The sequence below is a fragment of the Pseudomonas sp. D3 genome (genome assembly GCF_029320995.1).
Lineage (GTDB): Bacteria > Pseudomonadota > Gammaproteobacteria > Pseudomonadales > Pseudomonadaceae > Aquipseudomonas > Aquipseudomonas paraveronii.
Genome location: NZ_CP119772.1, coordinates 3,765,067 through 3,790,429, shown reverse-complemented (window position 1 = coordinate 3,790,429; position 25,363 = coordinate 3,765,067). Strand labels below are relative to the sequence as shown.

Genomic DNA, 25,363 nt, shown 5'->3' with positions numbered 1-25,363 from the left:
ACCTTCTATTTTTATTGGAATGACTGAAACCGGTTTCAGGAAACCACTAAAGTACGAAAGTCGTCAAGAAGTTGTAGGACAAAGCCAGATGATCGGTTGTTTACCCTTGGACAGCGATGTAGCACCGACGCAGTAATGGGCGTCCAGATGGTTTGTGCCGCGTCAACTGAACAGTCCCGCCGCAATATTGATCGAGAAGCCGAGGATCGCTGTGTTGAACAGAAACCCGATCAGCGATTGCCCCAGCACTACCTTGCGCATGGTACGGGTGGCAACGCCTACGTCTGCGGTTTGCACGGCAACGCCGATGGTGAAGGAAAAATACAAAAAGTCCCAATAGTTGGGGGTCAACAGCCCTTCGGCAAAGCGCAGCGCCGGCTCTTTGCCTGCCCAGGTGTAATAAAGCCGGGCGTAGTGAACGCTGAAGATCACCCCGATCAACAACCATGAACCGATGATCGTCAGGCCGGTAAAGCCATAGTGCAATAGGCGTTCGGATGAGCTCAGGTCCTTGCTGCCGACCAGTTCGAGGGTGATCGTGGCCAGGCTGGCGATGGCCGCAATGCACACCGTGAACAGCACCAGGCCGGCGTTTTCATCCTCGATCTCGGCGATGCGTTTGACGTCCTCAGCCTTGGCGCGGATGGTCAGCCACAGCATCAGGACCAAGTAGGTCCAGACCCCGGCGTTCCAGCCGATCAGGACTTTGCTCGCAAGTGTATCGGCGGGTACCAGGATGCCAACGGCAAGGCCCAGGACGGCGGCGCAAGAGAGGCGAGGGTGGGTGCGGGCGAGGAAGGGCATGGGTGCTCACAACAAGGGCGGTGGTGAGCACCATAGCGCATTTTTGCGCGGGTTATGGACGCTTGCGCACCCGCTTTATGACGACCACAAAGAACACCGGCACAAACAGCACCGCCAGCGTTGCGGTGATCATCCCGCCGATCACGCCCGTACCAATCGCTTGCTGGCTCGCCGAACTGGCACCGGTGGCAATCGCCAAGGGCACCACGCCGAGGATGAACGCCAGCGAGGTCATGATGATCGGCCGCAAGCGCAGCCGGGCGGCCTTCACGGTGGCGTCGAGCAAGTCTTCGCCCTGGTCGTACAGGTCCTTGGCGAACTCGATGATCAGGATCGCGTTCTTCGCCGACAGGCCGATGATGGTGATCAGCCCGACCTTGAAGAACACATCATTAGGCATGCCGCGCAAGGTCACGGCCAACACCGCGCCGAGCACGCCCAACGGCACCACCAGCAGCACCGACGTCGGGATCGACCAGCTTTCATACAGGGCGGCCAGGCACAGGAACACGATCAACAGCGACAGGCCCAGCAGCAACGGTGCCTGGGCACCGGACAGGCGTTCCTGCAACGACAGGCCGGTCCATTCCTGGCCCAGGCCCGCCGGCAGTTGGCTGACCAGGCGCTGGATTTCTTCCATTGCCTCGCCCGTGCTGTGCCTCGGTGCCGCTTCACCGGAAATGGCGATGGCCGGGTAGCCGTTGTAACGGGTCAACTGCGAAGGACCCTGGGTCCACTTGGCTTCCACGAATGCGGACAACGGCACCATCTTGCCGGCGTTGTTGCGCACGTTGATCTTCATCAGGTCTGCGACCTGGCTGCGTTGATCGCCCTCGGCTTGCACCACCACGCGCTGCATGCGGCCCTGGTTGGGGAAATCGTTGATGTAGGCCGAACCGATGGCCGACGACAGCACATTGCCCACGTCGGCGAAGGACACGCCCAGCGCGTTGGCCTGCTTGCGGTCGACCTGCAGTTGCACTTGCGGTGCTTCAGCCAGGGCGCTTTCCCGCACGTTGGCCAGGATCGGGCTTTTTTCGGCGGCCGCCAGCAGTTCGCTGCGCGCCGCCATCAATGCCGCATGGCCGACGCCGCCACGGTCCTGCAAACGGAACTCGAAACCGCTGCTGGTGCCGAGGCCGTCCACCGGCGGAGGCAGGATCGCATAGGCAATCGCGTCCTTCAGTTCGGTGAACGCGATGTTGGCACGGTCGGCAATCGCGGCGGCCGAATCCTCGCTGCTGCGTTGCGACCAGTCCTTGAGCGTGGTGAACGCCAGCGCCGCGTTCTGCCCGGAGCCGGAGAAGCTGAAGCCCATGATCATCGTGGTGTCGCCGACCCCAGGCTCCTCGGCGTTGTGCGCTTCGATCTGCTCGGCCACCTGCACCGTGCGGTTCTTGCTCGCGCCCGGCGGCAGTTGGATATCGGTGATGGTGTAACCCTGGTCTTCCACCGGCAGGAACGAGGAGGGCAGGCGACTGAACATCAACCCCAGGCCGATCAGCAGCACCAGGTAGATCACCAGGTAACGGCCGCTGCGCTTGAGGGCATACGCCACCCAGCCTTCGTAGCGATCGGTGAAGCGTTCAAAACGCCGATTGAACCCGCCGAAGAACCCGCCCTTGGCGTGGTGGTCATCCTTGGCGATCGGCTTGAGCAGGGTCGCGCACAGTGCCGGGGTCAAGGTCAGGGCAAGGAACGCCGAGAACAGGATCGAGGTGGCCATCGACAGTGAAAACTGCTGGTAGATCACCCCCACCGAGCCCGGCATGAACGCCATCGGCAGAAACACCGCGACCAGCACCAACGTAATGCCGACGATGGCCCCGGTGATCTGGCCCATGGCCTTGCGTGTGGCTTCTTTGGGCGACAGGCCCTCAGTGACCATGATCCGCTCGACGTTCTCCACCACCACGATCGCATCGTCCACCAGGATACCGATGGCCAGCACCATGCCGAACATGGTCAGCACGTTGATCGAGAACCCCAGCAACAGCATGGTGGCGAAGGTGCCCATCAACGCAATCGGCACCACCAGGGTTGGGATCAGCGTGTAGCGCACGTTCTGCAGGAACAGGAACATCACCGCGAACACCAGCGCCATGGCCTCGAGCAAGGTGTAGGCCACCTTGGTGATCGAGACTTTGACGAACGGCGAGGTGTCATACGGGATCTTGTATTCGACATTGGCCGGGAAGTAGCGCGACAGCTCATCCATCTTCGCCCGCACCAGGTTCGCGGTGTTCAACGCGTTGGCGCCCGGCGCCAGCTGGACGCTGACGGCGGTGGACGGCTTGCCGTTCAGGCGCGTGGAAAACTGGTATTCCTGGCTGCCGATTTCCACCCGCGCCACATCGCCGATGCGCACGGTGGAGCCGTCGGGGTTGGCCTTGAGCACGATGTCGGCAAATTCCGCCGGGGTCGACAACTGGCCCTTAACCAGGATCGCCGCGGTGATTTCCTGGGTCTTGGTACCCGGCAAATCGCCGATGCTACCGGCCGACACCTGGGCGTTCTGCGCGCTGATCGCGGCATTCACGTCGGCCGGGGTCAGGTTGAAACCGATCAGCTTCTGCGGGTCGATCCAGACGCGCATGGCCCGCTCGGCGCCATACAGCTGGGCCTTGCCCACCCCGTCGAGGCGCTTGAGCTCGTTCATCACGTTGCGCGCCAGGTAGTCGCTGAGCGCTACGTCATCGAGCTTGCCGTCGCTGGAGGTCAGGGTCACCAGCAGCAGGAAACCGGCGGAGACTTTCTCCACCTGCAAACCCTGCTGGGTCACCGCCTGGGGCAAGCGCGGTTCCACGGCCTTGAGGCGGTTCTGCACGTCGACCTGGGCCATTTCCGGGTTCGTGCCCGGCTGGAAGGTCGCGGTGATGGTGGCCGAGCCGAGGCTGCTCTGGGATTCGAAATACAGCAGGTGATCGGCGCCGTTGAGCTCCTGCTCGATCAGGCTGACCACGCTTTCATCCAGGGTCTGCGCCGAGGCGCCGGGGTACACCGCGTAGATTTCGACTTTCGGCGGCGCGACGTTGGGGTACTGCGCCACTGGCAACTGCGGGATCGCGAGGGCGCCGGCCAGCAGGATAAACAGGGCGACCACCCAGGCGAAGATCGGGCGGTCAATAAAGAACTGCGGCATTGTCAATGATCCTTATTGGCCGGAAGCCTGGGCGGGCGGCGTCGGGCTGTCATCCACCAGGACTTTTTCACCGGGACGTGCGTGTTGCACGCCCTCGACGACGATACGGTCACCGGCCTTGAGGCCGCTGCTGACGACCCAGCGATCATCGATCACCGCGCCCAGCTCTACCGGTTGCAGGCTCACCACCTGTTCGGCGTCCAACAACAGCACCATCGGGATGCCGGCGCTGTCACGGGTGATCGCGCGTTGCGGCACGCTGATACCTTGTTTGTCGACCGCCTGTTCCAGGCGCACGCGCACAAAACTGCCAGGCAGCAGGTCGAGGTCCGGGTTGGGGAACTCGCTGCGCAGGATGATTTGCCCGGTGCCGGGGTCGACGCTGATCTCGGCGAAGAGCAATTTGCCCGGCAGCGGATACAGGCTGCCGTCGTCCTGGATCAGCGTGGCCTTGGCCTGGTCCTGGCCGACCTGCTTCAAGCTGCCGGCGCGGAAGGCGCGGCGCAGGTCGTTCAGTTCACGGGTCGACTGGGTCAGGTCGGCGTGGATCGGGTCCAGTTGCTGGATGATCGCCAGCGGCGTGGCCTCGTTCTGGCCGACCAGCGCACCTTCGGTCACCAGCGCACGCCCGATGCGCCCGGAAATCGGCGCGGTGACGGTGGCGTAGCCCAGGTTCAGCCTGGCCCGTTCGACGGCGGCCTTGTTCGCGGCGACCTCGGCGTTGGTCTGGCGCAGGGCGGCGCGGGCGTTGTCGTAGTCCTGGCCGCTGATGGCGTTGCCTTCGACCAGTTGGCTGTAGCGCTGTTCTTGCAGACGCGCCTGGAACGCATTGGCCTCGGCCTTGCTCAGGTTGGCCAGGGCGCTGTCCAGGTCGGCCTTGAACGGCGCCGGGTCAATGCGAAACAGCACGTCGCCCTGTTTCACGTCACGGCCTTCCTTGAACACCCGCTGCATCACCACGCCAGCGACCCGCGCCCGCACTTCGGCAATGCGCGGCGCGGCGATGCGCCCGCTGAGTTCGCTGCTGATGGACAGAGGTTTGGCCGCAAGGGTTTCGATGCGCACGTTGGCCAGGGGCATTTCCGGCGCCTCGGCGGACGACTGGTCACACGCACTCAGGGCAAGTGTCAGGGCCAGCAGGCAAAACGGCGCAAACAGATTCTTCGACATGCTCTTATCCCAATATTGACTGGCGCATCCTAATGGCACCTGCGCCGTGGTGCTGTGAAGCTGTGTAGGTCGTCTGTGAAGAAATGTAAGGCGCGGCCCATGTTCGGCTGCGGGCGTATATCCTTGCACGACCTTGCAAACGCTGAAGATCAAATGTGGTAGGGGCTTGCTCCCACCCACAGGGGATTTGTGTAAGACCCATAACCGCATTATTTGGAAACACCATGCCCAACATCCTCCTGGTCGAAGACGACGCCGCACTCTCCGAGCTGATTGCCAGCTACCTGGAGCGCAATGGCTATCACGTCAGCGTGCTCAGCCGGGGCGACCATGTCCGCGAACGCGCGCGCCTCAACCCGCCGGACCTGGTGATCCTCGACCTGATGCTGCCCGGCCTCGACGGTCTGCAAGTGTGCCGCTTGCTGCGTGCCGACTCGGCGGGCCTGCCGATCCTGATGCTGACTGCCCGCGACGACAGCCACGACCAGGTGCTGGGCCTGGAAATGGGCGCCGACGATTACGTCACCAAACCCTGCGAGCCCCGCGTGCTGCTGGCCCGGGTACGCACGCTGTTGCGCCGCAGCAGCTTGTCCGAACCCCAGGTGGCCAACGACCAGGTCGTCATCGGCAACCTGTGCATCGACCTGTCGGAACGCACCGTGACCTGGCGCGAGCAGGCGGTGGAGTTGTCCAGCGGCGAATACAACCTGCTGGTGGTGCTCGCGCGGCATGCCGGTGAAGTGCTCAGCCGCGACCAGATCCTGCAACGCCTGCGCGGGATCGAGTTCAACGGCACCGACCGCTCGGTGGACGTGGCCATCTCCAAGTTGCGCCGCAAGTTCGACGACCACGCCGGCGAGGCGCGCAAGATCAAGACGGTGTGGGGCAAAGGCTATTTGTTCAGCCGATCCGAGTGGGAATGCTGAACCATGTTTCGTGTGCTGCTGCGTCTCTATCTGATCACGATCGTCACCTACAGTGCGGCGATCTACCTGATTCCCACGCTGGTGATCCAGGTGTTCGAGCACCGCTATGTGGACTACAACATCGAACAGTCCCGGGGCCTGCAGACACTCATCGTCAAGCAATACCAGCGGGCGCCGGTGGAGCGCTGGTCGCAGGTCACCGAGCAACTGGGTCGCGACTTCGCGCCGCTCAAGGTTGAACTGCTGCTGCACCAGGACGCCCGTTACACCCCCGAAGAAGAGCAACTGCTGGCGCAGGGCAAACCGGTTATCCGCCTGGGCGACTGGGGGTGGATGGCCGAGGTCAGTGCACCGATCAACCCGCAGTTCGCGGTCAAGCTGACGATCCCGCCGGACCCTCTGGACATGAACCTGCTGTACTGGTCGATGAACGTACTGATCGGTGCCGCGCTGCTGGCCTGCCTGCTGGTATGGCTGCGCCCGCACTGGCGTGACCTGGAACGCCTGAAAAGCACCGCCACGCAGTTGGGCAAGGGTAACTTTGGCGAACGCACGCGCATTCCGCCGAGTTCCAACATCGGCAGCCTGGCGACGGTGTTCGACACCATGGCCGACGACATCGAACACCTATTGAACCAGCAGCGTGACTTGCTCAACGCAGTCTCCCACGAACTGCGCACCCCGCTGACGCGCCTGGATTTCGGCCTGGCCCTGGCGCTGTCCGAAGACCTGCCCCAGGCCAGCCGTGAGCGCCTGCAAAGCCTGGTGGCGCATATCCGTGAGCTGGATGAGCTGGTGCTGGAATTGCTCTCCTACAGCCGTCTGCAAAACCCTTCGCAACTGCCGGAGCGGGTCGAGGTGGTGCTTGATGAGTTTATCGACAGCGTGCTGGGCAGCGTCGATGACGAGCTGGAGAACCCCGAGATTGTCATCGACGTGGTGCTCGACTGCAGCGTCGAACGCTTCAGCCTCGACCCGCGCCTGACCGCCCGCGCCCTGCAAAACCTGCTGCGCAACGCCACGCGCTACTGTGACAAACGCATCCAGGTGGGGGTCAAGGTCTGCCCCAAGGGCTGTGAAATCTGCGTGGACGATGATGGCATCGGCATTCCGCTGGACCAGCGCGAACGCATCTTCGAGCCGTTCTATCGCCTGGATCGCAGCCGCGACCGCGCCACCGGCGGGTTTGGCCTGGGCTTGGCGATTAGCCGGCGCGCCCTCGAAGCCCAGGGCGGCACCTTGACCGCGCAGGCTTCACCGCTCGGCGGCGCGCGGTTTCGTGTGTGGTTGCCCAGTGTGACTGATTAGAAAAACCGGGTGGGAAGGCGCACACTGTGCCCCCGCTTTACCCGAGGAGAGATTGGCAATGTCCGGTGTTCACACGTCTGCGCAACAGGGCTTTTCGACCCAGGCCGTCACTTACGCCCAGGGCCGACCGAACTATCCACGGCAACTCACGGGCTGGCTGGCTGACGTACTGCGCATCGACGCGCAGTCGACGGTGATCGACCTGGGCGCCGGCACCGGCAAATTCACGCGCCTGCTTAACGCCCTGGCGCCGAGCCTGATTGCCATCGAGCCCGTGCAGGCGATGGCTGCGCAGTTGGCCAAGCTGTTGCCGGATGTACGCCTGGTCAACGGCACCGCTGAATCCATTCCTCTGGCGTCCGCCTGCGCCGATGCGTTGGTCTGCGCCCAGTCCTTTCACTGGTTCTCCACCCAGGCCGCGCTCGCGGAAATCCACCGCGTGCTCAAGCCCAACGGGCGTCTGGGGCTGGTGTGGAATGTGCGCGATGAGTCGGTGGACTGGGTGGCGGCGATCACCGCGATCATCACGCCTTACGAGGGCGATACGCCGCGTTTTCACAGCGGTAAATGGCGCGAGGCGTTCACCGGCGAGTATTTTTCCGCCCCCGAAATGACGTGTTTTCCCTACAACCATGTCGGCAGTCCGCAGGAAGTGATCATGGATCGCGTCCTCTCCGTCAGCTTTATCGCGGCACTGCCCGCCGCTGAAAAAGCCGAGGTCACCGCGCAATTACGCAACCTGATCGCCACTCACCCGGCGCTGAAAGGCCACGATACAGTGGCCTTTCCCTATCAGACCCAGGCCTACGTTTGCCACCGACTGACGTAAAAGGCATAAAGTCAGATCATATTGATATAAGTGGTTATAAGAAAAATCGCTATCCTGCGGCCAGAATTTTAGAAGGCCGCGGGTAGCTGTGATGGATGTGGGTAACGTTGGTTTCGTAGTTGCAGGCCTGATCGTTGGTTTTATCGTCGGCATGACCGGTGTCGGCGGGGGCTCATTGATGACCCCGATCCTGCTGTGGTTCGGCATTAACCCGGCGACCGCCGTGGGCACCGACTTGTTGTACGCCGCGATCACCAAGTCCGGTGGGGTGTTGGTGCATGGCAAGAACAAGAACATCGACTGGACGATCACCGGCTGGCTCACCCTGGGCAGCGTGCCCGCCGTGCTGCTGACCCTGTGGTTCCTCGCCAGCCTGCATACCGACCCCAGCGCAATGAACGCCGTGATCAAACAGGCTTTAGGTGTGGTGCTGCTGCTGACCGCCCTGGCCATTCTGTTCAAGCATCGCCTGTTGGCCTTCGCCCAGCGCCATGCCGGCGATGATTACCACATGCACCCGCGCAACCTGAACGCGCTGACGGTGGTCACGGGGGCGGTCCTCGGCGCCATGGTGGCACTGACTTCGATCGGCGCCGGAGCCCTCGGCACCGTCGCATTGTTTATCCTTTACCCATTCCTCGCCACGCGGCGCCTGGTCGGCACCGAGATCGCCCACGCCGTGCCCCTGACTCTGGTGGCGGGCCTGGGTCACGCCGGCATGGGCAATATGGATTGGCACCTGCTGGGCTTTTTGCTGATGGGGTCGCTGCCGGGGATCTACATCGGCAGCCACATGGCCGGCAAAGTCCCGGACGGCGTGCTGCGTCCGTGCCTGGCGATCATGCTGATGACCATCGGCTATAAGCTGGCTTTCTAAGGTACGCGGTCGCGTATTGCCGCTGCTCACCGCCTCGATCAAGCCGGTGGCTTGAACAGCACCACCGCCGCGCGCAGCTTGTTGTTGCCGAATCGGCACATGCGCTCGAACTCCGCGTGGCTGACCGGCAGGTGCTGGCAGTCCAGAGGCTGGCGGTGCTGGCTGTGGTCCACATCCGGGTCGTGCAGGTAGACAAAGTCGTCGTCGCAGTCGGTGACCATCACCCAATGCGGCGACTTGGAGCGGGTCAGGCGATAGCTGCTGATCAGCACCAGCGGCTGCCCGCCGTCGCGCAGTACCCTGGGCAGATCCAGCGCGCCGCCGAGTAGTTGTTCGACCGTGCTGCTGGTCAACTCTTCCTCGAAGGCGTCATGCACTAAACGCATGACGTCCTTTTTATGCTGATCGCGCACGCCGTCGAGAAACAGCGGGCCGCGCACATTCACCTGCATCCGCACGCGAAAGCCCCGACGCCAGGCGGCCAGCGCCAGCCCTTGGGGGCTGCAACCGCCATGGCCGGCGGTCATGAACACGGTGGTCGCTTCACGCCAGATCTGCAGTTCTTCGCGGCGTGCGGCGACGCGTTCCGGCAGCAACGCGCCCATGGCCATCAGCAGGCAGGCTGCACCACAGGTGAAGTCGGTGGTTTGCTGGTAATACGGCACACGTTGCACGCGCGCATCCTGGTGCTGGACGATGCGTTTTTCCAGGCGCAGGGCGGGGGCGTGGTCTTCGTAGTAATCGTTGATCAACGCAAAGCGCCGGTAGCCGTTGCGCTCATACAGGGCGAGGGCGCCGGGGTTGTCGGTGCGTACTTCCAGGCGCAGGTACGCACAGTCGTGCTCCACCGCGCAGGCCTCGATGCGGCTCAGCAACTGCTTGCCCAGGCCCAGGCCGCGCGCAGGCTCGGCGATGGCGATGGAGTACAGCCGCGCCAGGGAGGTGCCGCGATGAAACAACGCCAGCGCATACCCGAGCAATTGCCCGTCCTGTTCGGCCACCAGCAACTCGGCGTGGGCGCGGCTGATCATCCATTGAAAACTGCGTGGCGACAGCCTGTCGGTGGTGAAACAGTGCTGTTCCAGTGCCACCAATGCCGGCACATCGCAGGGGGTTGCAACGCGAAAGAAAAGAGCCATATGACCGCCGTAAAAGTTACGTAACGAAACGGGACTTCTCTAAAAGATCGTGCTTAATAGAAAAGGTCGAGTTCTCTAAAGCGGATCAAATATTATGTCTGCGGTACAAAGTCATTGGCGTGAAGTATCCGAGCAAAGCGTCGCGGCGACAATAACTTCCAAAGGTTATTTTTCTGCTCCGCCCAGAGGGGCAAGTCAAGTGGTGATTATTGTCGAACGCAAGGAAGACTGGGCCTCCTACTTCCCCAGCGAAGACATCGTCACTGCCCAGGAGTACCTCGAACAAACCCGCGAAAGCGAGACCGGCAAGCGCGTGCAGGTGATCAACCTGTGCCGCAGCTACAAGTACCTGGGGCACGGTTACTACTGTTCGCTGCTGGCCGAAGCTCGCGGGCACAAGGTGATTCCATCGGTGCGCACCATCAGTGAACTGACCAAGAAATCACTGTATGGTCTGGCCCTGGACGACCTCGATAAAACCCTCGATAAAGCCTTGAGTCATCATCTTTACAGCAATACCGAAGGCTTTACGCTGACGCTTTACTTTGGTCGAACCAATATTGATCCGTTGCAGGAGTTGGCGCGCCAATTATTTGAAGCGTTCCCGTGTCCGATCTTGTTAGTTGAATTCAAAAAGAATAACGGCTGGCATATCGAAGGGGTCAAGTCCGGCGTATTACACAAACTACGTGATGACCAGGAAGATCAATTCGCCCACGCCCTCGACAACTTCAGCCGCAAGATCTGGCGTCAGCCGCGCTCGCGCCGATTGGCCCGCTATGACCTGGCGATCCTTCACGACCCCCAGGAGCAACTGCCGCCCTCCAACGCCAAGGCCCTGGAAAACTTCGTCCGGGTCGGTAAAGGTTTGGGCATCGATGTGGAACTGATCGAGCGCAAGGACTACGCACGTTTGGCCGAATACGACGCCTTGTTGATCCGCGAGACCACCAGCGTCGACAACCATACCTACCGCTTCGCCAAAAAAGCCGAAAGCGAGGGCCTGGTGGTGATGGACGACCCTGCATCGATCCTGCGCTGTACCAACAAGGTCTACCTCACCGACCTGCTCAACAGCCATCAACTGGGCATGCCGGCCACCGAGATTCTCTACAAGGAGCGACCGGAAGACTTCGAACGGGTCGGCGAGCGCCTCGGCTTTCCCTTGGTGCTGAAAATCCCCGACGGCTGTTTCTCCCGCGGGGTGATCAAGGTCGAAAGCCAGGAGGCCTTGCTCAAGGCCACCGCTGAACTGTTCGAGCATTCGGTGCTGCTGCTGGCCCAGGAGTTTTTCTACACCGAGTACGACTGGCGCATCGGCGTACTCAACCGCAAGCCGATCTTTGCCTGCCAATACTTCATGTCCAAGGGCCATTGGCAGATCTACAACCACAAGGCCATCGGCCAGGACATCAACGGCGAATGCCGCACCCTGGCGGTCCACGAAGCCCCCAAGGCCGTGGTGGAGTTGGCCGTGAAGACCGCCAACCTGATTGGCGACGGCCTCTACGGCGTGGACCTCAAGCAATCGGGCGACAAGGTGGTGGTGATCGAGGTCAACGACAACCCCAACCTGGATGCCGGTATTGAAGATGCCTACTTGCAGGACGACTTGTATGGCCTGGTGCTGGAGGAGTTCGTCCGACGCCTGGAGTTGAAGCGTCAGGGTCAGGTCTGGTGAGTCGCGATGATCCAGCGCTTTGAATTGATCGATGGAAAGTTGCGCAGCGGGGACAGTGACGAGGCCCCGATCATGTTGTTCAGCAACCCTGACCATGCCGAGCGCAACTGGCTGCGTGAGCACCACAAGCTGGATGAACACGCCCTGGCTTCGGCGCTCGACCCGGACGAAGTCTCGCGCATCGAATTTCACCCCGACAACCTGTTTCTGATCTGGAAGCGCCCGGAGAACTACTCCGGCGGTGGCAACCTGGTGTTTGAAGTGTCGTCCTGCGGCCTGCTGTTTTCACCCGGCCGGCTGTTGGTGATCGCCACCGATGAAACCCCGCTGTCCGGGCTCGGCGCGCGCCGTCCGTTGCACACGCCGCTGGATGTGCTGCTCGATCTGCTGCTCAACAACATTCACCACTACCTCGGTCACCTCAAGGTGATCAAGCTGGTCGCGCGGGAGCTGCAGCAACAGTTCAACGCGTCCATGAGTAACCATCATCTGATGCAGATGTTCAACCTCAGCGAAAGCCTGATCTATTACATCAACGCGCTGCACAGCAACGGCGCCGTATTGTCGCGGCTGCGCAACCATGGGGAGAAGGAGCATTTCAGCGCCGAGATTCTCGGCCTGATCGACGACCTGATCATCGAGAACCACCAGTGCTACAAACAGGCCGAGATCTATTCCAACGTGTTCTCCGGGCTGATCGACGCGCGTGGCAACCTGATGAACAACAGCATGAACAACCTGTTGCGCAAGCTGACGTTGATCAACGTGGTGTTCCTGCCGCTCAACCTGATCGCCAGCATTGGCGGCATGTCGGAGTTCAGCATGATGACGGCGGGTACGTCGTGGTGGGTGTCGTACCCGCTGTTTCTGTTGGCGATGGGCCTGGGCGCCGGGTTGATGGTGCTCGGGCTCAAGCGGATGGCAGGCGGCGCGAATGTGATGTGAAGCCCCACGCCTGTGGGCGCTGGCTCAGGAAGCGGGTTGCAGGGTGAGCACCTCGAACCCGTCCGCCGTCACCGCCACGGTATGTTCCCACTGCGCCGACAGGCTGTTGTCCTTGGTCACCACCGTCCAGCCATCCTTCAGGCCGCGCACCTTGGCGCTGCCCTGGTTCAGCATCGGTTCGATGGTGAACACCATGCCTTCGCGCAGCTCCAGCCCGGTGCCGGGGCGACCGAAGTGCAGGACCTGGGGTTCTTCATGCATCTGCCGGCCGATACCGTGGCCGCAGTATTCGCGCACCACGCTGTAGCCATTGGCCTGCGCATGGCTCTGGATCGCGTGGCCGACGTCGCCCAGGCGGGCGCCGGGTTTGACCTGGCGGATACCGGCCCACATGGCCTCGAAGGTCATCTCCACCAGGCGACGTGCCTTCGGCGAGACGGCACCGATCATGTACATCTTGCTGGAGTCGGCGATAAAGCCGCCTTTTTCCAGGGTGATGTCGATATTGATGATGTCGCCGTCCTTGAGGATCTGCGTGGCACTGGGCATGCCGTGGCACACCACTTCGTTGATCGAGGTGTTGATGGAGAAGGGGTAGTCGTATTGCCCGAGGCTCGCCGGGCGGGCTTTCAACTCGTGGCGGATGAAGGCTTCGACGGCGCTGTCCAGTTCCAGGGTGGAGCGCCCGGCGGCAACAAAGCCGTCGAGCATGCTGAACACCTGGGCCAGCAGGCGCCCGGATTCGCGCATCACGGCGAGCTGTGCGGTGGTTTTGATCATCAACTGCGCCCCCGGATCAGGTCGGGTTTGTCCAGCAACAGCTTGTTGATCAGCTCGTTGTAGGGCAGGTGAGGGTTGAGTTCGGCGAGCAAGCCGATCTTGATCCAGAACTCGGCCTGGGCGTTGATGGAACGGTCCATGGCCGCACTGGCCAGGCGCAGTTGTTCGTGTAGTTGGTCGCTGATCTTGACGATGCCCATGTGCTTCACTGTGTTAGATTGATATACGAAGCGTATACGTTTCGTATATCGCCCGTAAAGCCCCATCAGCTAAATGGCCCCTGGCCATTGACTTGCCGGGCGCCCGCCGGGTAATTTCGTCACATGACATTTCAAACCTTGCATCGCCAGCCAAACATTATTACCGCCATTCCTCATTTGGCGGGATAGCGCTCGGCTGCACCCACACCCGCCCTAGAGGCGGGTTTTGTTTTTCCGTCTCCAGGTGCCCTTACCCAAGCCAGGAGACACTCATGCGCACTTGCCCCGTCCCACTGACCGCTGCCCCGGGACTGCTTGAGCACTACGTAAAAAAAATCCTTGCCGCGCCGGTCTACGACGTGGCCGTGCGCACGCCCTTGCAAGTCGCCCCGGCGCTATCCCTGTTGCTGGACAACCACGTGCTGCTCAAGCGCGAGGACCTGCAACCGACCTTTTCTTTCAAGATTCGTGGCGCCTACAACAAGCTGATGCAGCTTCGCGCCGAGCAGAAGGCCTGCGGCGTGATCACCGCGTCGGCGGGCAACCATGCGCAAGGCGTGGCGCTGGCGGCGCGGGAGTTGGGGATCAAGGCGACGATCGTCATGCCCCGCAGCACGCCGGAGTTGAAGGTGCTCGGCGTGCGCTCGCGAGGGGCGCTCGCGGTGCTGCACGGCGAGAGCTTTCCGTTTGCCCTGGCCCATGCGTTGCAACTGGCCGAAGCGTGCGGTTGCACCTTTGTCTCGCCGTTCGACGATCCGGACGTGATCGCCGGCCAAGGCACGGTGGGCATGGAAATCCTGCGCCAGCAACCGGGCGCGCTGGACGCGATCTTCGTGCCGGTGGGCGGCGGTGGCCTGATCGCCGGGATCGCCGCCTATGTCAAATACCTGCGGCCCGAGGTGCGCATCGTTGGCGTCGAACCCGAGGGCTCCAGTTGCCTGTTAGCGGCCTTGCGTGCCGGCGAGCGCGTGGTGCTGCCCAGTGTGGACGGGTTTGCCGATGGCACGGCGGTGGCGCAGATCGGCGCCTATGGCTTTGAAATCTGCCGGGAATGGGTGGATGACGTCGTCACCGTCAGCAACGACGAACTGTGCAGTGCCATCAAGCTGATCTACGACGATACGCGCTCCATCGTCGAACCTTCCGGCGCATTGGCCGTGGCGGGCATTCGCAGCTATGTCGCGCAAAACCGTGTGCGCGGGCAGACGCTGGTGGCGATCAACTCGGGGGCGAATATCAACTTTGATAGTTTGCGACATGTTGCTGAAAGAGCGGCGGCGCACAGTGCTGGTTAACTCCCAAGGCCAGGGTTAAACGTTTAATCGGAGTTGTTCGCCGATGATGGGCGTCGAGTGAATTAAGGTGGGGCAAATTTATACAAGATTGTGTATTGCTTATGAGGAAAAGTTACAACAAGAACGGATTTTGCCGAGTAGGCTGATTGATTGTAAGCGTCTTCCAGGGTTGGTAGGACGTGGCAGGCGAGCGCCTGCAAGACTTATAACAATCGATTGGCAGTCTGGAAAGGAGAGGTTGACCATGCTTTCGGAATTAGAACTTCGCAGTATCATTGAAGGAAGTTTCCTGCCTAAACGGTGTGAATGCACCAAAGCTGAAGATGCCTCGCTGACGATCAAGGTGTATGACGACCTTGATCGTGATCGCGTGCATCTGGAAGTTAAAGGTATCAACGCTGACAGACTCGACAGCAGTCGAGCCATTTGCAACCTGATCACCGGGTTGCGCGAGGACCTTAAGCAATCGCATGCGCCCGCGCTGCAAAAAGCAGCAGGGCGCTCCCTCTATTAAATAGAGGCTGTTGGTATCGTCGATGGGTGGGCCTGGTCAATACCAGGCCCAATGTCGTTTATGCCCGCTGCCGCCTGTGATCGCGGGTTCATTCCAGTTGTTGACGATACGGCAGGTCCGGGCCCGTCTTGCCGCAGGTGAGCGCTGCCGCACGAATTGCAAAGCCCAGCATCGCGTCGATCTGTTCGCGGGTCAGGTGTTGCAGGCCCTCGACCGAATCCAACTGCTGCTCGGTCAGCCAGGCAATCAGCGCGGCCTGGAAGGTATCCCCGGCGCCCACGGTATCGGCCATCACCACCTTCACCGCCGGTTGCGACCAGTGGCCGTGCTGGCGGCTGAATACGCTGGCGCCATCGCCGCCACGGGTGAGGAATACCAACTGGCAGCGGTGTTGCAACCAGCCCTCAAGCACGCTTTCCGGCGATTGGTCGGGGTAGAGCAGGTGCAGGTCTTCATCGCTGACCTTGATCAGGTCGGCATGCTTGACCAGTTCGGCCACGCGGTCGCGCCACAGCTGGATATCCGGCTGCGGGTTGAGCCGCACGTTGGGGTCGAGGCTGATCAGACGCTTGCCGCTTTCGCGCTGGACCAGGGCCAGCAGGGTGTCGCCAATCGGTTGCACCACCAGGGAAAACGAACCCACATGCAGCCCACGAACCTCATCGCCCAGGGTCGGCAGGTGCGCGCGGGTCAATTGGCGGTCGGCACAGCCTTCGCCGCGAAAGCTGTATTGCGGCGAGCCATCGGCGCCCACTGCGACCATTGCCAGGGTGGTCGGTGCGGCGAATTCCACCAGGAACTGCGCGTTGACGCCTTCGTCCCTGAGCACCTGCAACAGGCGAAGCCCGAGGAAGTCGGTGGACACACCGCCGAACAGCGCGGCCTCGATGCCCAGCCTGCGTAGACCGACGGCGACGTTGAACGGTGAGCCACCGGCAATCGCCTTGTAATTGATCTTCGACGCCTGCCCGCTGGGATCTTCCTCACTGAAAAAATCAAACAGCGCTTCACCACACACCAGATACATAGTCGTTCGCTCTTAAAGGGTTGCCACGTGCTGCTGATAGCGCTCGTAGGCGTGTTGATAGGCGCTGACATTGTCGGCCACCGGCAGGGTACGGCTGGCCGGGTCGACGCTCACGCATTTCTCGCACAGGCTGGCCAGGGATTCGCCGGACTGGCTCCACGCGGCCTGGATCGCCGCGCCCAGGGCCGCCGCTTCGCTTTGTTCGGTGCAGATCACTTCGGTGTGCATGATATCGGCAACCATCTGCCGCCACACCGGGCTTTTCGAACCGCCGCCGATCAGGCGAATGCTCTGGCTGTGCAGGCCGGTCTGGCGCAACAGGTCCAGGCCGTAGCGCAAGCCGAAGGTGGTGCCCTCGACCACGGCGCGGCACAGGTTGGCGCGGGTGAGGTTGGTCATGGTCAAGCCATGCAGGCTGCCGGTGGCGTGGGGCAGGGCGGGCACGCGTTCGCCATTGAGGAACGGCAGCATGCTCACGCCGTCTGCACCGATCGGCGCCTGCTCGACCAGGGCGTTGAAGGCGTTAAGGTCGAGGTCGAACAGCTCGCGAATCACCCCGGTGGCGTTGGTCAGGTTCATCGTGCAGATCAACGGCAACCAGCCGCCGCTGGAGGAACAGAAGGTCGCGACCGACGCCTCGGGGCTCACGTTGGGCTGGTCGGAAAAGGCATACACGGTGCCCGATGAACCCAGGCTCATGGTGATCACGCCGGGGGCGATATTGCCGGTGCCGATGGCGCCCATCATGTTGTCGCCGCCGCCGCTGGACACGATGGCGTCGGGGTTGATCCCCAGGCGTTCGGCGATGGCCGGCAGGATCGTGCCGACGGCTTGGTCGGCTTCGATCAGCGTCGGCAAGGCGGCTTGCAGGCGGCCACTGGGGTCGATGTGCTGGAGCAGCGCCACGTCCCAGTCACGGGTGCGCACGTTGAAGTAGCCGGTGCCCGAGGCATCGCCGTATTCCGCGACGGCGCGGCCGGTGAGCCAGTAATTGAGGTAGTCATGGGGCAGCAGGATATGGGCGATGCGCGCGAACACCTCGGGGTGCTGCTCGCGGGTCCACAGCAGTTTGGACACGGTGTAGCCCGGCGCAATTGCCACGCCGAGACGCTCCAGCGAAGCGCTTTCGCCACCCAGGTACTGCAACAGTCGGTCGTTTTCCGTTGCGGTTTCGGTGTCGCACCACAGTTTGGCCGGGCGCAGCACCTGGCCGTGGTCATCGAGCAGCACCAGGCCGTGTTGCTGGCCGGACACGCCGATGCCGAGGATGGCCTGGCCGTCCACACCGGCCTGCTGCAAGGCGCGGTGGGTGGCTTCGGTAAAGGCGTCCAGCCACTCCTGGGTGTGCTGCTCGCGACGGCCATTGGCGCCGCTGATCAGCGTGTGTGCAGCGGCGCCCAAACCCAGCACCTTGCCGCTGGAGGCGTCGAGGACGATGGCTTTGGTGCCTTGGGTGCCGCAGTCGATGCCGAGGAACAGGTTTTGCTGGGTCATGATGATTTGCTCAGCAGTCTTATTTTTCGGATTGGCAATACAGTCAAAATGTGGGAGGGGCTTGCCCCCGATAGCGGTGTTTCAGTGTAAGTGTTCTTTACTGACCCACCGCTATCGGGGGCAAGCCCCCTCCCACAGGTTTAAGCCGGTTTCTTCAGGAGTTGCTGCAGTGTTTTTGTGACGCCGTTGTCGCGCAGGCTCGCATAGCACCGCTCGAACGCTGCCACAAACTCAGCCGACTTGGGAATAGCCGTGCCAAAAATCTCCTCCACCCCGAGCAACCGCCGGTTGATCATCCCGTCATCACTCACCAGCCCCTGGCAAAACTCGGCGCGTGGGTCCGGGATTTTGTAGGCCACGCCATTCTCATCGACACCCTTGAGGTACAACGCCCAGGCCGCCACCACCAGCGCGGCGCGCTCGGTCTCGCGGCCATCGGCGATCAGGCGATTGATCGTCGGCACGGTGAACTTGGGAAACTTCGACGAGCCATCGGAACACACGCGCTCCAACTGGTCGGCAATCGCCTGGTTGGAGAAGCGGTCCACCAGGGTCTGCTTGTACTGCGTGAGGTCGATGCCCGGCACCGGCGCCAGGTTCGGCGTGACGTCTAGGTCCATGTACGCGCGCATGTACGCTACGAACAGCGGGTCATTCATGGTCTCGTGAACGAACCGATACCCCTTGAGAAACCCCAGGTAAGTCAGCGCCAGGTGGCTGCCGTTGAGCAGGCCGATCTTCATTTCTTCATAGGGCGTTACGTCGGCGGTGAACTGCACGCCGACCTTTTCCCAGGCCGGGCGCCCGTTGACGAACTGGTCTTCCAGGACCCACTGCACAAAGGGCTCGCACACCACCGGCCAGGCATCGTCGATAGCGTGCTCATCGTGCAATTGCAGGCGATGCGCGGTGCTGGTCATTGGCGTGATGCGGTCGACCATGGCGTTGGGGAACGTCACGTTGGTTTTGATCCAGTCATGCAGATCGGCATTGTGCAGGGCGGCGAAGGCCAGCAGTGCCTTGCGCGTGACGGCGCCGTTGTGCGGCAGGTTATCGCAGGACATTACGGTGAACGCCGGAGTACCGGCGGCGCGGCGCTGGGTCAGCGCCGCGCAGATAAAGCCGAACACGGTTTTCGGTGCCTTCGGGTGCGCCAGGTCGTGCTGGATCTGGGGCAGGTGGGCCATGAACTCGCCGTTACTGTCGTCGATGCAATAGCCGCCTTCGGTGATGGTCAGCGAGACGATGCGGATCTGCGGGCTGGCCAGTTTGTCGATCAGCGCCTGGGCGCCGTCCTCGGCCAGCAGCATGTCGCTGATCGAGCCGATTACGCGCACGTCGGTGTCGTCGCTGTCGCCCAATTCATACAGAGTGAACAGGTAATCCTGACCGGCCAGGTCATCGCGGGCCTTGCGGTCCTCGGCGCGCAGGCCGACGCCGCAGATGCTCCAGTCCAGGCCCTCGCCGGTATTCATCAGCGCATCGGTGTAATACGCCTGGTGCGCGCGGTGGAAACCGCCGACGCCGATATGGGCGATGCCCTGGCGGGTATCGGCAATGGCGTAGGCCGGGATGTTCACTTCCGGCGCCAGTTGGGTGAGGTTCTGTTTATTCAGTTTCATCACAAATCTCGCGAAATCAGGCGGCGGCGCGCAGTGGGCGGGTAACGGCCACGCCGTCGGTGTCGAACAGATGGCAGTGCGCCGGGTCCAGGTGCAGGTGCAGCGTCTCGCCATACTGGCTGGCCATGTCGCCACGAATGCGCAGGGTCAGCGGCTCGCCGTTGGCGGTGATGACGTGGCAGAAGGTATCGCTGCCCAGGCGCTCGCCGACGTCGGCGGTGACGGTCAGGCTAGTCTGGCCCGGTGCGGCGAGTTCCAGGTGCTCGGGGCGAATACCCAGGGTCACCGCGCTGCCCACGCTCAGGGTGGCGCCGCTCAGCGGCAGGCTGATCAGCGTACCGGCGTCCAGTTGCACCTCGCAGCCCTGGCCCTCGACCCGCGTGACCTTGCCCTTGAGGAAGCCCATCTTCGGCGTGCCAAGAAACCCCGCGACAAACAGGTTGGCCGGCTGGTGGTAAAGGTCCAGCGGCGAGCCGACCTGCTCGATGCGGCCGCTGTTAAGCACCACCACTTTGTCGGCCAGGGTCATCGCTTCGACCTGGTCGTGGGTCACGTAGATCATGGTCGCTTGCAGCTCTTTGTGCAGGCGCGCCAGTTCCAGGCGCATCTGCACGCGCAGCGCGGCGTCGAGGTTGGACAGCGGTTCGTCGAACAGAAAGATCTTCGGGTTACGCACGATCGCCCGGCCGATCGCCACGCGCTGGCGCTGGCCGCCGGACAGTTGCTTGGGCTTGCGCTCCAGCAGCGGGCCCAGTTCGAGGATGCGCGCCGCTTCGTTGACTTTGCTTTCCACCAGCTTTTTGTCGACGCCCGCGAGGTCGAGGGCAAACGACATGTTCTTGCGCACGCTCATGTGCGGGTACAGCGCGTAAGTCTGGAACACCATCGCCAGGTCGCGCTTGGCCGGGGTCACTTCGGTGATGTCGCGGCCATCCAGTTCGATGGTGCCTTCGCTGACTTCTTCCAGGCCGGCGATCAGCCGCAGCAACGTGGATTTACCGCAGCCCGACGGGCCGACGAAGACCACGAATTCCTTGTCGTTCACTTCCAGGTCGATGCCCTTGATGATGGAAAAGCCTTCGAAGCCTTTTTGCAGATTCTTGATTTTCAGGTTGGCCATGGGATGGGCCTCCGCTTGGAATTTTTATAGGAAAGCCGTTATTTCACGGCGCCGAAGGACAACCCGCGCACCAACTGTTTCTGGCTGATCCAGCCAAAGATCAGGATCGGCGCGCAGGCCAGGGTCGAGACGGCCGACAATTTGGCCCAGAACAAGCCTTCGGGGCTGGAGTAGGAGGCGATCAGCGCGGTCAGCGGCGCGGCATTCGAGGAGGTCAGGTTCAACGACCAGAACGCCTCGTTCCAGCACAGGATCAGCGACAGCAACACCGTGGACGCCAGGCCGCCTTTGGCGATCGGCAGCAGTACGCGGACCATTTCCTGCCACAGGGTGGCGCCGTCCAGGCGGGCCGCTTCGAGGATGTCTTTGGGGATGTCCTTGAAGTAGGTGTAAACCATCCACACCACGATCGGCAGGTTGATCAGGGTGTAGATGATGATCAGCGCGATACGCGTATCCAACAAGCCGAAGCTCTTGGCCAGCAGGTAGATCGGCATCAGCACGCCCACCGGCGGCAGCATCTTGGTCGACAGCATCCACAGCAGCGTGCTCTTGGTGCGTTTGGTCTCGTAGAACGCCATGGAGTAGGCCGCCGGCACCGAGATCAGCAGGCATAAGGCGGTGGCGCTGAACGAAATCAGCACCGAGTTCCACGCATAGCTGAAGTAGTTGCTGCGCTCGTTGATGTGCAGGTAGTTCTCCAGCGTCGGCGTGAAGATGAACTGCGGCGGCGTGGCGAACGCATCGATCTCGGTCTTGAAGCTGGTCAGCACCATCCAGAAGATCGGGAAGAAGATCAGGATCGCGATGGCCCAGGCCAGGGTGCCGAGCAACAGGCTTTGCAGGCGGCGGGATTGTTGAAGCGTCATGGCGCGGCCCTCAAGGCTTATCAGTCAGGTTTTTGCCGATCATCCGCACCAGGATGATCGCCGCGATATTGGCGATGACCACGGCAATCAAGCCGCCGGCCGAGGCCATTCCCACGTCGAACTGCACCAGCGCCTGGTTGTAGATCAGGTAGGCGAGGTTGGTCGAGGCGTAGCCGGGGCCGCCGTTGGTGGTGGTGAAGATTTCGGCGAATACCGAGAGCAGGAAGATGGTTTCGATCATCACCACCACGGCAATCGGGCGCGCCAGGTGGGGCAGGGTCAGGTGCCAGAAAATCGCAATAGCGCCGGCGCCGTCGAGGCGTGCGGCTTCTTTTTGCTCCTGGTCAAGAGACTGCATGGCGGTCATCAGCAGCAAGATGGCGAAGGGCAGCCATTGCCACGAGACAATGATGATGATCGACAGCAGCGGGTAATGCGCCAGCCAGTCCACTGGCTGGGCGCCGAACAGCTTCCACACGTAGGCGAGAATCCCCGACACCGGGTGGAAAATCAGGTTCTTCCAGATCAGCGCACCGACGGTGGGCATGATGAAAAATGGCGAGATCAACAACACCCGCACCAGGCCGCGCCCGAAGAACTCACTGGCCTCCAGCAGGGCGCTGATCAACACGCCAAATACCACGCTGATCAACAGCACGCTGCCGACCAGCAACAGGGTATTGGTGGCGCCGGGCAGGAAGCCCGAGTCGGTGATGAAGTAGGTGAAGTTCTCCAGCCCCACGAACTGGTTTTCGCCGGGGTAGAGCAGGTTGTAGCGGATCAGCGAAAAGTACAGGGTCATGCCCAGCGGCACGATCATCCACAGCAGCAGCAAGGCTACCGAGGGGCTGACGAGAAACCAGCCGGGGTTGGCCAGGCGGCTTTTGCGCGGCTTTTCAGACGCGGCGGTTTGCACTTTGGCAGTGGTGGTATTCATAGGGTCAGAACCAGTCAGGTACATGCAGAACGAGAGTCGAAGCGCGGTAAGTGTGGGAGGGGGCTTGCCCCCGATAGCGGAGTGTCAGTCACAGAACCATCAACTGGTAGATCGCTATCGGGAGCAAGCCCCTCCCACATTTGACTGTGGTGAGCCAGGGTTACTTGGGGTAACCGGCCCGCTTCATTTCACGCTCGGTGGTGGTCTGCGCGGCGCTCAAGGCTTGATCCACCGTTTGCTGGCCGGTCAGCGCACCCGAGAAGAACTTGCCGACCTGGGTACCGATCGCCTGGAACTCAGGAATGGTCACCAGTTGGATACCGATATACGGCACCGGTTTGAGCGTTGGTTTGGTCGGATCGGCGACTTTCAGCGATTCCAGGGTGACCTTGGCGAACGGCGCGGCCTTCATGTATTCGTCGCTGTAGGTCGACTTACGCGTACCCGGCGGGACGTTGGCGATGCCGTCGGTCTTGGCGACCAAAGCGCCGTATTCCTTGGAAGTCGCCCAACTGCTGAACAGCTTGGCGGCCTCCTTGGCCTTGGAGCTGGTCGGGATGGCCAGGGACCAGGAGTACAACCACGAGGTGCCTTTGTCGGTCTTCTCGTGCGGGGCGAAGGTGAAGCCGACATGGTCCGCCACCTTGCTTTGGGTCTTGTCGGTGACGAACGAACCGGCCACGCTGGCGTCGACCCAGATCGCGCACTTGCCGCTGTTGAACAGCGCGAGGTTTTCGTTGAAACCGTTGCTCGACGCGCCGGGCGGGCCGGATTTCTTCATATTGTCGACGTAGAAGTTCAGCGCGTCCTTCCATTCAGGGCCATTGAATTCAGGCTGCCATTTCTCGTCGAACCAGCGCGCCCCGTAGCCGTTGGCCAGGGTGGTGATCAGCGCCATGTTTTCACCCCAACCGGCTTTGCCGCGCAGGCACAGGCCGTATTGCTCTTTGGTTTTGTCGGTGAGTTTTGCCGCGTATTCACTGATCTGCGTCCAGGTCGGGTGCTCGGGCATGCTCAGCCCGGCGTCCTTGAACAGGTCGGTGCGGTAATAGGTGATCGAGCTTTCCGCATAGAACGGTAGGGCGTACAGCGAACCCTTGACGGACAAACCGTCACGCACGGAAGGGAACACATCGTCGAGGTCGTAGGACGCCGGCAGGTCTTTCATCGGTTCCAGCCAGCCCTTGGCGCCCCAGAGTGCAGCTTCGTACATGCCGATGGTCAACACGTCGAACTGCCCGCCCTGGGTCGCGATGTCGGTGGTCAGGCGTTGGCGCAGGACGTTTTCTTCGAGCACCACCCAATTCAACTTGATGTCCGGATGCTCGGCCTCGAAGGTTTTCGAGAGCTTTTGCATGCGGATCATGTCGCTGTTGTTGACGGTGGCAATGGTCAGGGTTTGCGCGCCAAGGCTGACGGCGCTGAGGGTCATGCATGCCGTCATGCAAGAACAGGCAAGCAGTGTTTTTGCTGTGAACTTCATCGCGCACTCCTTTTCTGCGCCCAGGGGCTGCAGAAGGACAGTTATTGTTGTTGTGTCTTCCCACGCTGAGCCAGGAAGAGTGTGCGTTGATTACAGCCCTCAAGCGGGGGGTGTGACAAATCCTTGGGCGCACTGGGACTGATACTTTTTTGCACTCGCCCACAAAAAGCCGAAACGATTAAGCCAGGTTCTGTTCGGTGAGCCGCTGCACCGCCAGGCGCCGGTAGTGGGAAGGGGTCATGCCTTTAAGCTGCTGGAAGCGCCGATTGAAGTTGGAAATATTGTTGAACCCCGACTCGAAGCACACATCGGTGACGGCCTTGTCACCATCGGCCAGCAGTTCGCAGGACTTGCTGATGCGCAGGCGATTGACGAATTCGATAAACGTGCGCCCGGTGGCCTGCTTGAACACCCGCGAGAAATACGTCGGTTTCATCCCTAGGTAGTCGGCCACTTCCTCCAGTGACAACTCCCGCGCGTAATGCGCAAAAATGTAGTCCACCGCCCGGTTGGTGCGGTCGATGCTGTGTTCGTCGGCCAGTTGCGGCGTGGTCACGCCGGACAGCAGTTGGTAGTCCTCACACGCGCTCAACACCTCCAGCAGGATAAAGAAGTGCCCTAGGCGCGCCATGCCCTGGGCGTCCTCGATGCGTTGCATCAGGGCCATGGCCTGGGCGATGGTCTTTTTGCAGCGAAACTCGATGCCGGACTGCGCCCGCTCCAGTAGCGGCGCCAGGGTCTTGAGTTCGGCAAAAATGTGACTGCCGTTCTCCAGCAGCTCATCGGTGAAATTCACCAGCATGTCGCGCTTGGGCACCACTTCGTCTTCCTCGACCTGGCTGATCCAGTTATGGGGCAGGTTCGGGCCGGTGAGGAACAGGCTTTCCGGGTAGAAATTGCCGATATAGTCACCGATAAACACCTTGCCGGAGCTGGCGACGATCAGGTGCAGCTCGTACTCCTTATGGAAATGCCAGCGCACCAGGGGACAAGGGAAACCATGCTGGCGATAGATGATAGACAGACCGTTGTGATCGTCCATCAGCTCGTAGGAAGGGTCGGTGATTCGCGTTGCTCGGGTCATGCTGCCGTCGCTTTATTGTGGTTGCGATTTGAATAATGCCCCCTTGTGTGCGACCGCTGCCAGCGGCAAGTTGGTTGGAGCATCCCTGCATGCCATTTTTTCTGTCTGCTCTTCAAT

General features: G+C 61.6%; 22 protein-coding genes. 8 read left to right on the top strand and 14 right to left on the bottom strand.

The features are described 5' to 3' along the window. Positions 1-162 precede the first annotated feature (162 nt). From P3S72_RS17195 to P3S72_RS17185, 3 genes are read right to left on the bottom strand one after another with little or no spacing between them, the layout of a single operon-like run. Positions 163-804: a DUF1345 domain-containing protein gene (locus P3S72_RS17195; protein WP_276193268.1), complete on the bottom strand. Its 642-nt coding sequence runs from the start codon at positions 802-804 to the stop codon at positions 163-165. A 52-nt stretch (positions 805-856) separates the two neighbouring features. Then, positions 857-3,946 (bottom strand): efflux RND transporter permease subunit, encoded by a 3,090-nt coding sequence (locus P3S72_RS17190; protein ID WP_276193267.1) that lies wholly within the window; start codon positions 3,944-3,946, stop codon positions 857-859. Between the two features lie 12 nt (positions 3,947-3,958). Further along, positions 3,959-5,116, bottom strand: a complete 1,158-nt coding sequence (locus P3S72_RS17185; RefSeq protein ID WP_276193266.1) for an efflux RND transporter periplasmic adaptor subunit — start codon at positions 5,114-5,116, stop codon at positions 3,959-3,961. A gap of 224 nt (positions 5,117-5,340) precedes the next feature. Here P3S72_RS17185 and P3S72_RS17180 point away from each other — a divergent pair, with 224 nt between their 5' ends. From P3S72_RS17180 to P3S72_RS17165, 4 genes are all read left to right on the top strand, one after another. Next, on the top strand, positions 5,341-6,042 hold the full coding sequence (locus P3S72_RS17180; RefSeq protein WP_276193264.1) for a response regulator transcription factor: 702 nt from the start codon (positions 5,341-5,343) through the stop codon (positions 6,040-6,042). A gap of 3 nt (positions 6,043-6,045) precedes the next feature. After that, positions 6,046-7,350 carry an ATP-binding protein gene (locus P3S72_RS17175; protein ID WP_276193263.1) on the top strand — a complete coding sequence of 435 codons (1,305 nt, stop codon included), beginning with the start codon at positions 6,046-6,048 and terminating at the stop codon, positions 7,348-7,350. A gap of 58 nt (positions 7,351-7,408) precedes the next feature. Next, positions 7,409-8,179 carry a class I SAM-dependent methyltransferase gene (locus tag P3S72_RS17170; RefSeq protein ID WP_253395339.1) on the top strand — a complete coding sequence of 257 codons (771 nt, stop codon included), beginning with the start codon at positions 7,409-7,411 and terminating at the stop codon, positions 8,177-8,179. A gap of 91 nt (positions 8,180-8,270) precedes the next feature. Next, positions 8,271-9,056: a sulfite exporter TauE/SafE family protein gene (locus tag P3S72_RS17165; protein WP_017848418.1), complete on the top strand. Its 786-nt coding sequence runs from the start codon at positions 8,271-8,273 to the stop codon at positions 9,054-9,056. A gap of 38 nt (positions 9,057-9,094) precedes the next feature. Here P3S72_RS17165 and P3S72_RS17160 read toward each other — a convergent pair whose 3' ends face one another. Beyond that, on the bottom strand, positions 9,095-10,195 hold the full coding sequence (locus tag P3S72_RS17160) for a peptidase C39 family protein (protein ID WP_276193262.1): 1,101 nt from the start codon (positions 10,193-10,195) through the stop codon (positions 9,095-9,097). A 94-nt stretch (positions 10,196-10,289) separates the two neighbouring features. Between P3S72_RS17160 and P3S72_RS17155 the strand changes: the two genes are divergently transcribed. Further along, positions 10,290-11,876, top strand: coding sequence for a RimK family protein (locus P3S72_RS17155; protein WP_247407095.1), 1,587 nt, complete (start codon positions 10,290-10,292; stop codon positions 11,874-11,876). A 6-nt stretch (positions 11,877-11,882) separates the two neighbouring features. Beyond that, the gene (locus tag P3S72_RS17150) at positions 11,883-12,821 is read left to right on the top strand and encodes a magnesium transporter CorA family protein (RefSeq protein ID WP_276193261.1); all 939 of its coding nucleotides are present in this window, start codon (positions 11,883-11,885) and stop codon (positions 12,819-12,821) included. Positions 12,822-12,845: 24 nt separating this feature from the next. Here the strand turns inward: P3S72_RS17150 and map are convergent, their stop codons facing one another. After that, on the bottom strand, positions 12,846-13,601 hold the full coding sequence (map, locus tag P3S72_RS17145) for a type I methionyl aminopeptidase (RefSeq protein ID WP_276193260.1): 756 nt from the start codon (positions 13,599-13,601) through the stop codon (positions 12,846-12,848). Beyond that, on the bottom strand, positions 13,601-13,801 hold the full coding sequence (locus tag P3S72_RS17140; RefSeq protein ID WP_247407098.1) for a ParD-like family protein: 201 nt from the start codon (positions 13,799-13,801) through the stop codon (positions 13,601-13,603). Before P3S72_RS17140 ends, map begins: the two co-directional genes overlap by 1 nt. A gap of 272 nt (positions 13,802-14,073) precedes the next feature. Between P3S72_RS17140 and ilvA the strand changes: the two genes are divergently transcribed. Further along, entirely contained in the window at positions 14,074-15,096 is a 1,023-nt protein-coding gene (gene ilvA, locus P3S72_RS17135) for a threonine ammonia-lyase, biosynthetic (protein WP_276193258.1), read from the top strand. Between the two features lie 244 nt (positions 15,097-15,340). Next, complete coding sequence (locus P3S72_RS17130; protein WP_276193257.1) at positions 15,341-15,610, top strand: DUF1652 domain-containing protein; 270 nt, start codon at positions 15,341-15,343, stop codon at positions 15,608-15,610. Positions 15,611-15,698: 88 nt separating this feature from the next. Here P3S72_RS17130 and P3S72_RS17125 read toward each other — a convergent pair whose 3' ends face one another. From P3S72_RS17125 to P3S72_RS17090, 8 genes are all read right to left on the bottom strand, one after another. Then, complete coding sequence (locus P3S72_RS17125) at positions 15,699-16,637, bottom strand: carbohydrate kinase (protein WP_276193256.1); 939 nt, start codon at positions 16,635-16,637, stop codon at positions 15,699-15,701. 12 nt (positions 16,638-16,649) lie between these two features. Further along, positions 16,650-18,131, bottom strand: coding sequence for a xylulokinase (gene xylB / locus P3S72_RS17120; protein WP_276193255.1), 1,482 nt, complete (start codon positions 18,129-18,131; stop codon positions 16,650-16,652). 140 nt (positions 18,132-18,271) lie between these two features. After that, positions 18,272-19,753 (bottom strand): mannitol dehydrogenase family protein, encoded by a 1,482-nt coding sequence (locus P3S72_RS17115; RefSeq protein WP_276193254.1) that lies wholly within the window; start codon positions 19,751-19,753, stop codon positions 18,272-18,274. A 16-nt stretch (positions 19,754-19,769) separates the two neighbouring features. Continuing rightward, positions 19,770-20,873: a sn-glycerol-3-phosphate ABC transporter ATP-binding protein UgpC gene (ugpC, locus tag P3S72_RS17110; RefSeq protein ID WP_276193253.1), complete on the bottom strand. Its 1,104-nt coding sequence runs from the start codon at positions 20,871-20,873 to the stop codon at positions 19,770-19,772. Positions 20,874-20,911: 38 nt separating this feature from the next. Beyond that, positions 20,912-21,742 carry a carbohydrate ABC transporter permease gene (locus tag P3S72_RS17105; protein ID WP_027606403.1) on the bottom strand — a complete coding sequence of 277 codons (831 nt, stop codon included), beginning with the start codon at positions 21,740-21,742 and terminating at the stop codon, positions 20,912-20,914. Positions 21,743-21,752: 10 nt separating this feature from the next. Beyond that, complete coding sequence (locus P3S72_RS17100; RefSeq protein WP_276193252.1) at positions 21,753-22,679, bottom strand: sugar ABC transporter permease; 927 nt, start codon at positions 22,677-22,679, stop codon at positions 21,753-21,755. 160 nt (positions 22,680-22,839) lie between these two features. Continuing rightward, the gene (locus P3S72_RS17095) at positions 22,840-24,162 is read right to left on the bottom strand and encodes a sugar ABC transporter substrate-binding protein (RefSeq protein ID WP_276193251.1); all 1,323 of its coding nucleotides are present in this window, start codon (positions 24,160-24,162) and stop codon (positions 22,840-22,842) included. A gap of 178 nt (positions 24,163-24,340) precedes the next feature. After that, entirely contained in the window at positions 24,341-25,246 is a 906-nt protein-coding gene (locus P3S72_RS17090) for an AraC family transcriptional regulator (protein WP_276193250.1), read from the bottom strand. Between the last annotated feature and the right edge of the window lie 117 nt (positions 25,247-25,363).

Excerpts from the sequence above, each read along its gene's own strand:
- P3S72_RS17195 (WP_276193268.1), bottom strand. The coding sequence starts at position 804 with ATGCCCTTCCTCGCCCGCACCCACCCTCGCCTCTCTTGCGCCGCCGTC.
- P3S72_RS17190 (WP_276193267.1), bottom strand. The coding sequence starts at position 3,946 with ATGCCGCAGTTCTTTATTGACCGCCCGATCTTCGCCTGGGTGGTCGCC.
- P3S72_RS17185 (WP_276193266.1), bottom strand. The coding sequence starts at position 5,116 with ATGTCGAAGAATCTGTTTGCGCCGTTTTGCCTGCTGGCCCTGACACTT.
- P3S72_RS17180 (WP_276193264.1), top strand. The coding sequence starts at position 5,341 with ATGCCCAACATCCTCCTGGTCGAAGACGACGCCGCACTCTCCGAGCTG.
- P3S72_RS17175 (WP_276193263.1), top strand. The coding sequence starts at position 6,046 with ATGTTTCGTGTGCTGCTGCGTCTCTATCTGATCACGATCGTCACCTAC.
- P3S72_RS17170 (WP_253395339.1), top strand. The coding sequence starts at position 7,409 with ATGTCCGGTGTTCACACGTCTGCGCAACAGGGCTTTTCGACCCAGGCC.
- P3S72_RS17165 (WP_017848418.1), top strand. The coding sequence starts at position 8,271 with ATGGATGTGGGTAACGTTGGTTTCGTAGTTGCAGGCCTGATCGTTGGT.
- P3S72_RS17160 (WP_276193262.1), bottom strand. The coding sequence starts at position 10,195 with ATGGCTCTTTTCTTTCGCGTTGCAACCCCCTGCGATGTGCCGGCATTG.
- P3S72_RS17155 (WP_247407095.1), top strand. The coding sequence starts at position 10,290 with ATGTCTGCGGTACAAAGTCATTGGCGTGAAGTATCCGAGCAAAGCGTC.
- P3S72_RS17150 (WP_276193261.1), top strand. The coding sequence starts at position 11,883 with ATGATCCAGCGCTTTGAATTGATCGATGGAAAGTTGCGCAGCGGGGAC.
- map (WP_276193260.1), bottom strand. The coding sequence starts at position 13,601 with ATGATCAAAACCACCGCACAGCTCGCCGTGATGCGCGAATCCGGGCGC.
- P3S72_RS17140 (WP_247407098.1), bottom strand. The coding sequence starts at position 13,801 with ATGGGCATCGTCAAGATCAGCGACCAACTACACGAACAACTGCGCCTG.
- ilvA (WP_276193258.1), top strand. The coding sequence starts at position 14,074 with ATGCGCACTTGCCCCGTCCCACTGACCGCTGCCCCGGGACTGCTTGAG.
- P3S72_RS17130 (WP_276193257.1), top strand. The coding sequence starts at position 15,341 with ATGCTTTCGGAATTAGAACTTCGCAGTATCATTGAAGGAAGTTTCCTG.
- P3S72_RS17125 (WP_276193256.1), bottom strand. The coding sequence starts at position 16,637 with ATGTATCTGGTGTGTGGTGAAGCGCTGTTTGATTTTTTCAGTGAGGAA.
- xylB (WP_276193255.1), bottom strand. The coding sequence starts at position 18,131 with ATGACCCAGCAAAACCTGTTCCTCGGCATCGACTGCGGCACCCAAGGC.
- P3S72_RS17115 (WP_276193254.1), bottom strand. The coding sequence starts at position 19,753 with ATGAAACTGAATAAACAGAACCTCACCCAACTGGCGCCGGAAGTGAAC.
- ugpC (WP_276193253.1), bottom strand. The coding sequence starts at position 20,873 with ATGGCCAACCTGAAAATCAAGAATCTGCAAAAAGGCTTCGAAGGCTTT.
- P3S72_RS17105 (WP_027606403.1), bottom strand. The coding sequence starts at position 21,742 with ATGACGCTTCAACAATCCCGCCGCCTGCAAAGCCTGTTGCTCGGCACC.
- P3S72_RS17100 (WP_276193252.1), bottom strand. The coding sequence starts at position 22,679 with ATGAATACCACCACTGCCAAAGTGCAAACCGCCGCGTCTGAAAAGCCG.
- P3S72_RS17095 (WP_276193251.1), bottom strand. The coding sequence starts at position 24,162 with ATGAAGTTCACAGCAAAAACACTGCTTGCCTGTTCTTGCATGACGGCA.
- P3S72_RS17090 (WP_276193250.1), bottom strand. The coding sequence starts at position 25,246 with ATGACCCGAGCAACGCGAATCACCGACCCTTCCTACGAGCTGATGGAC.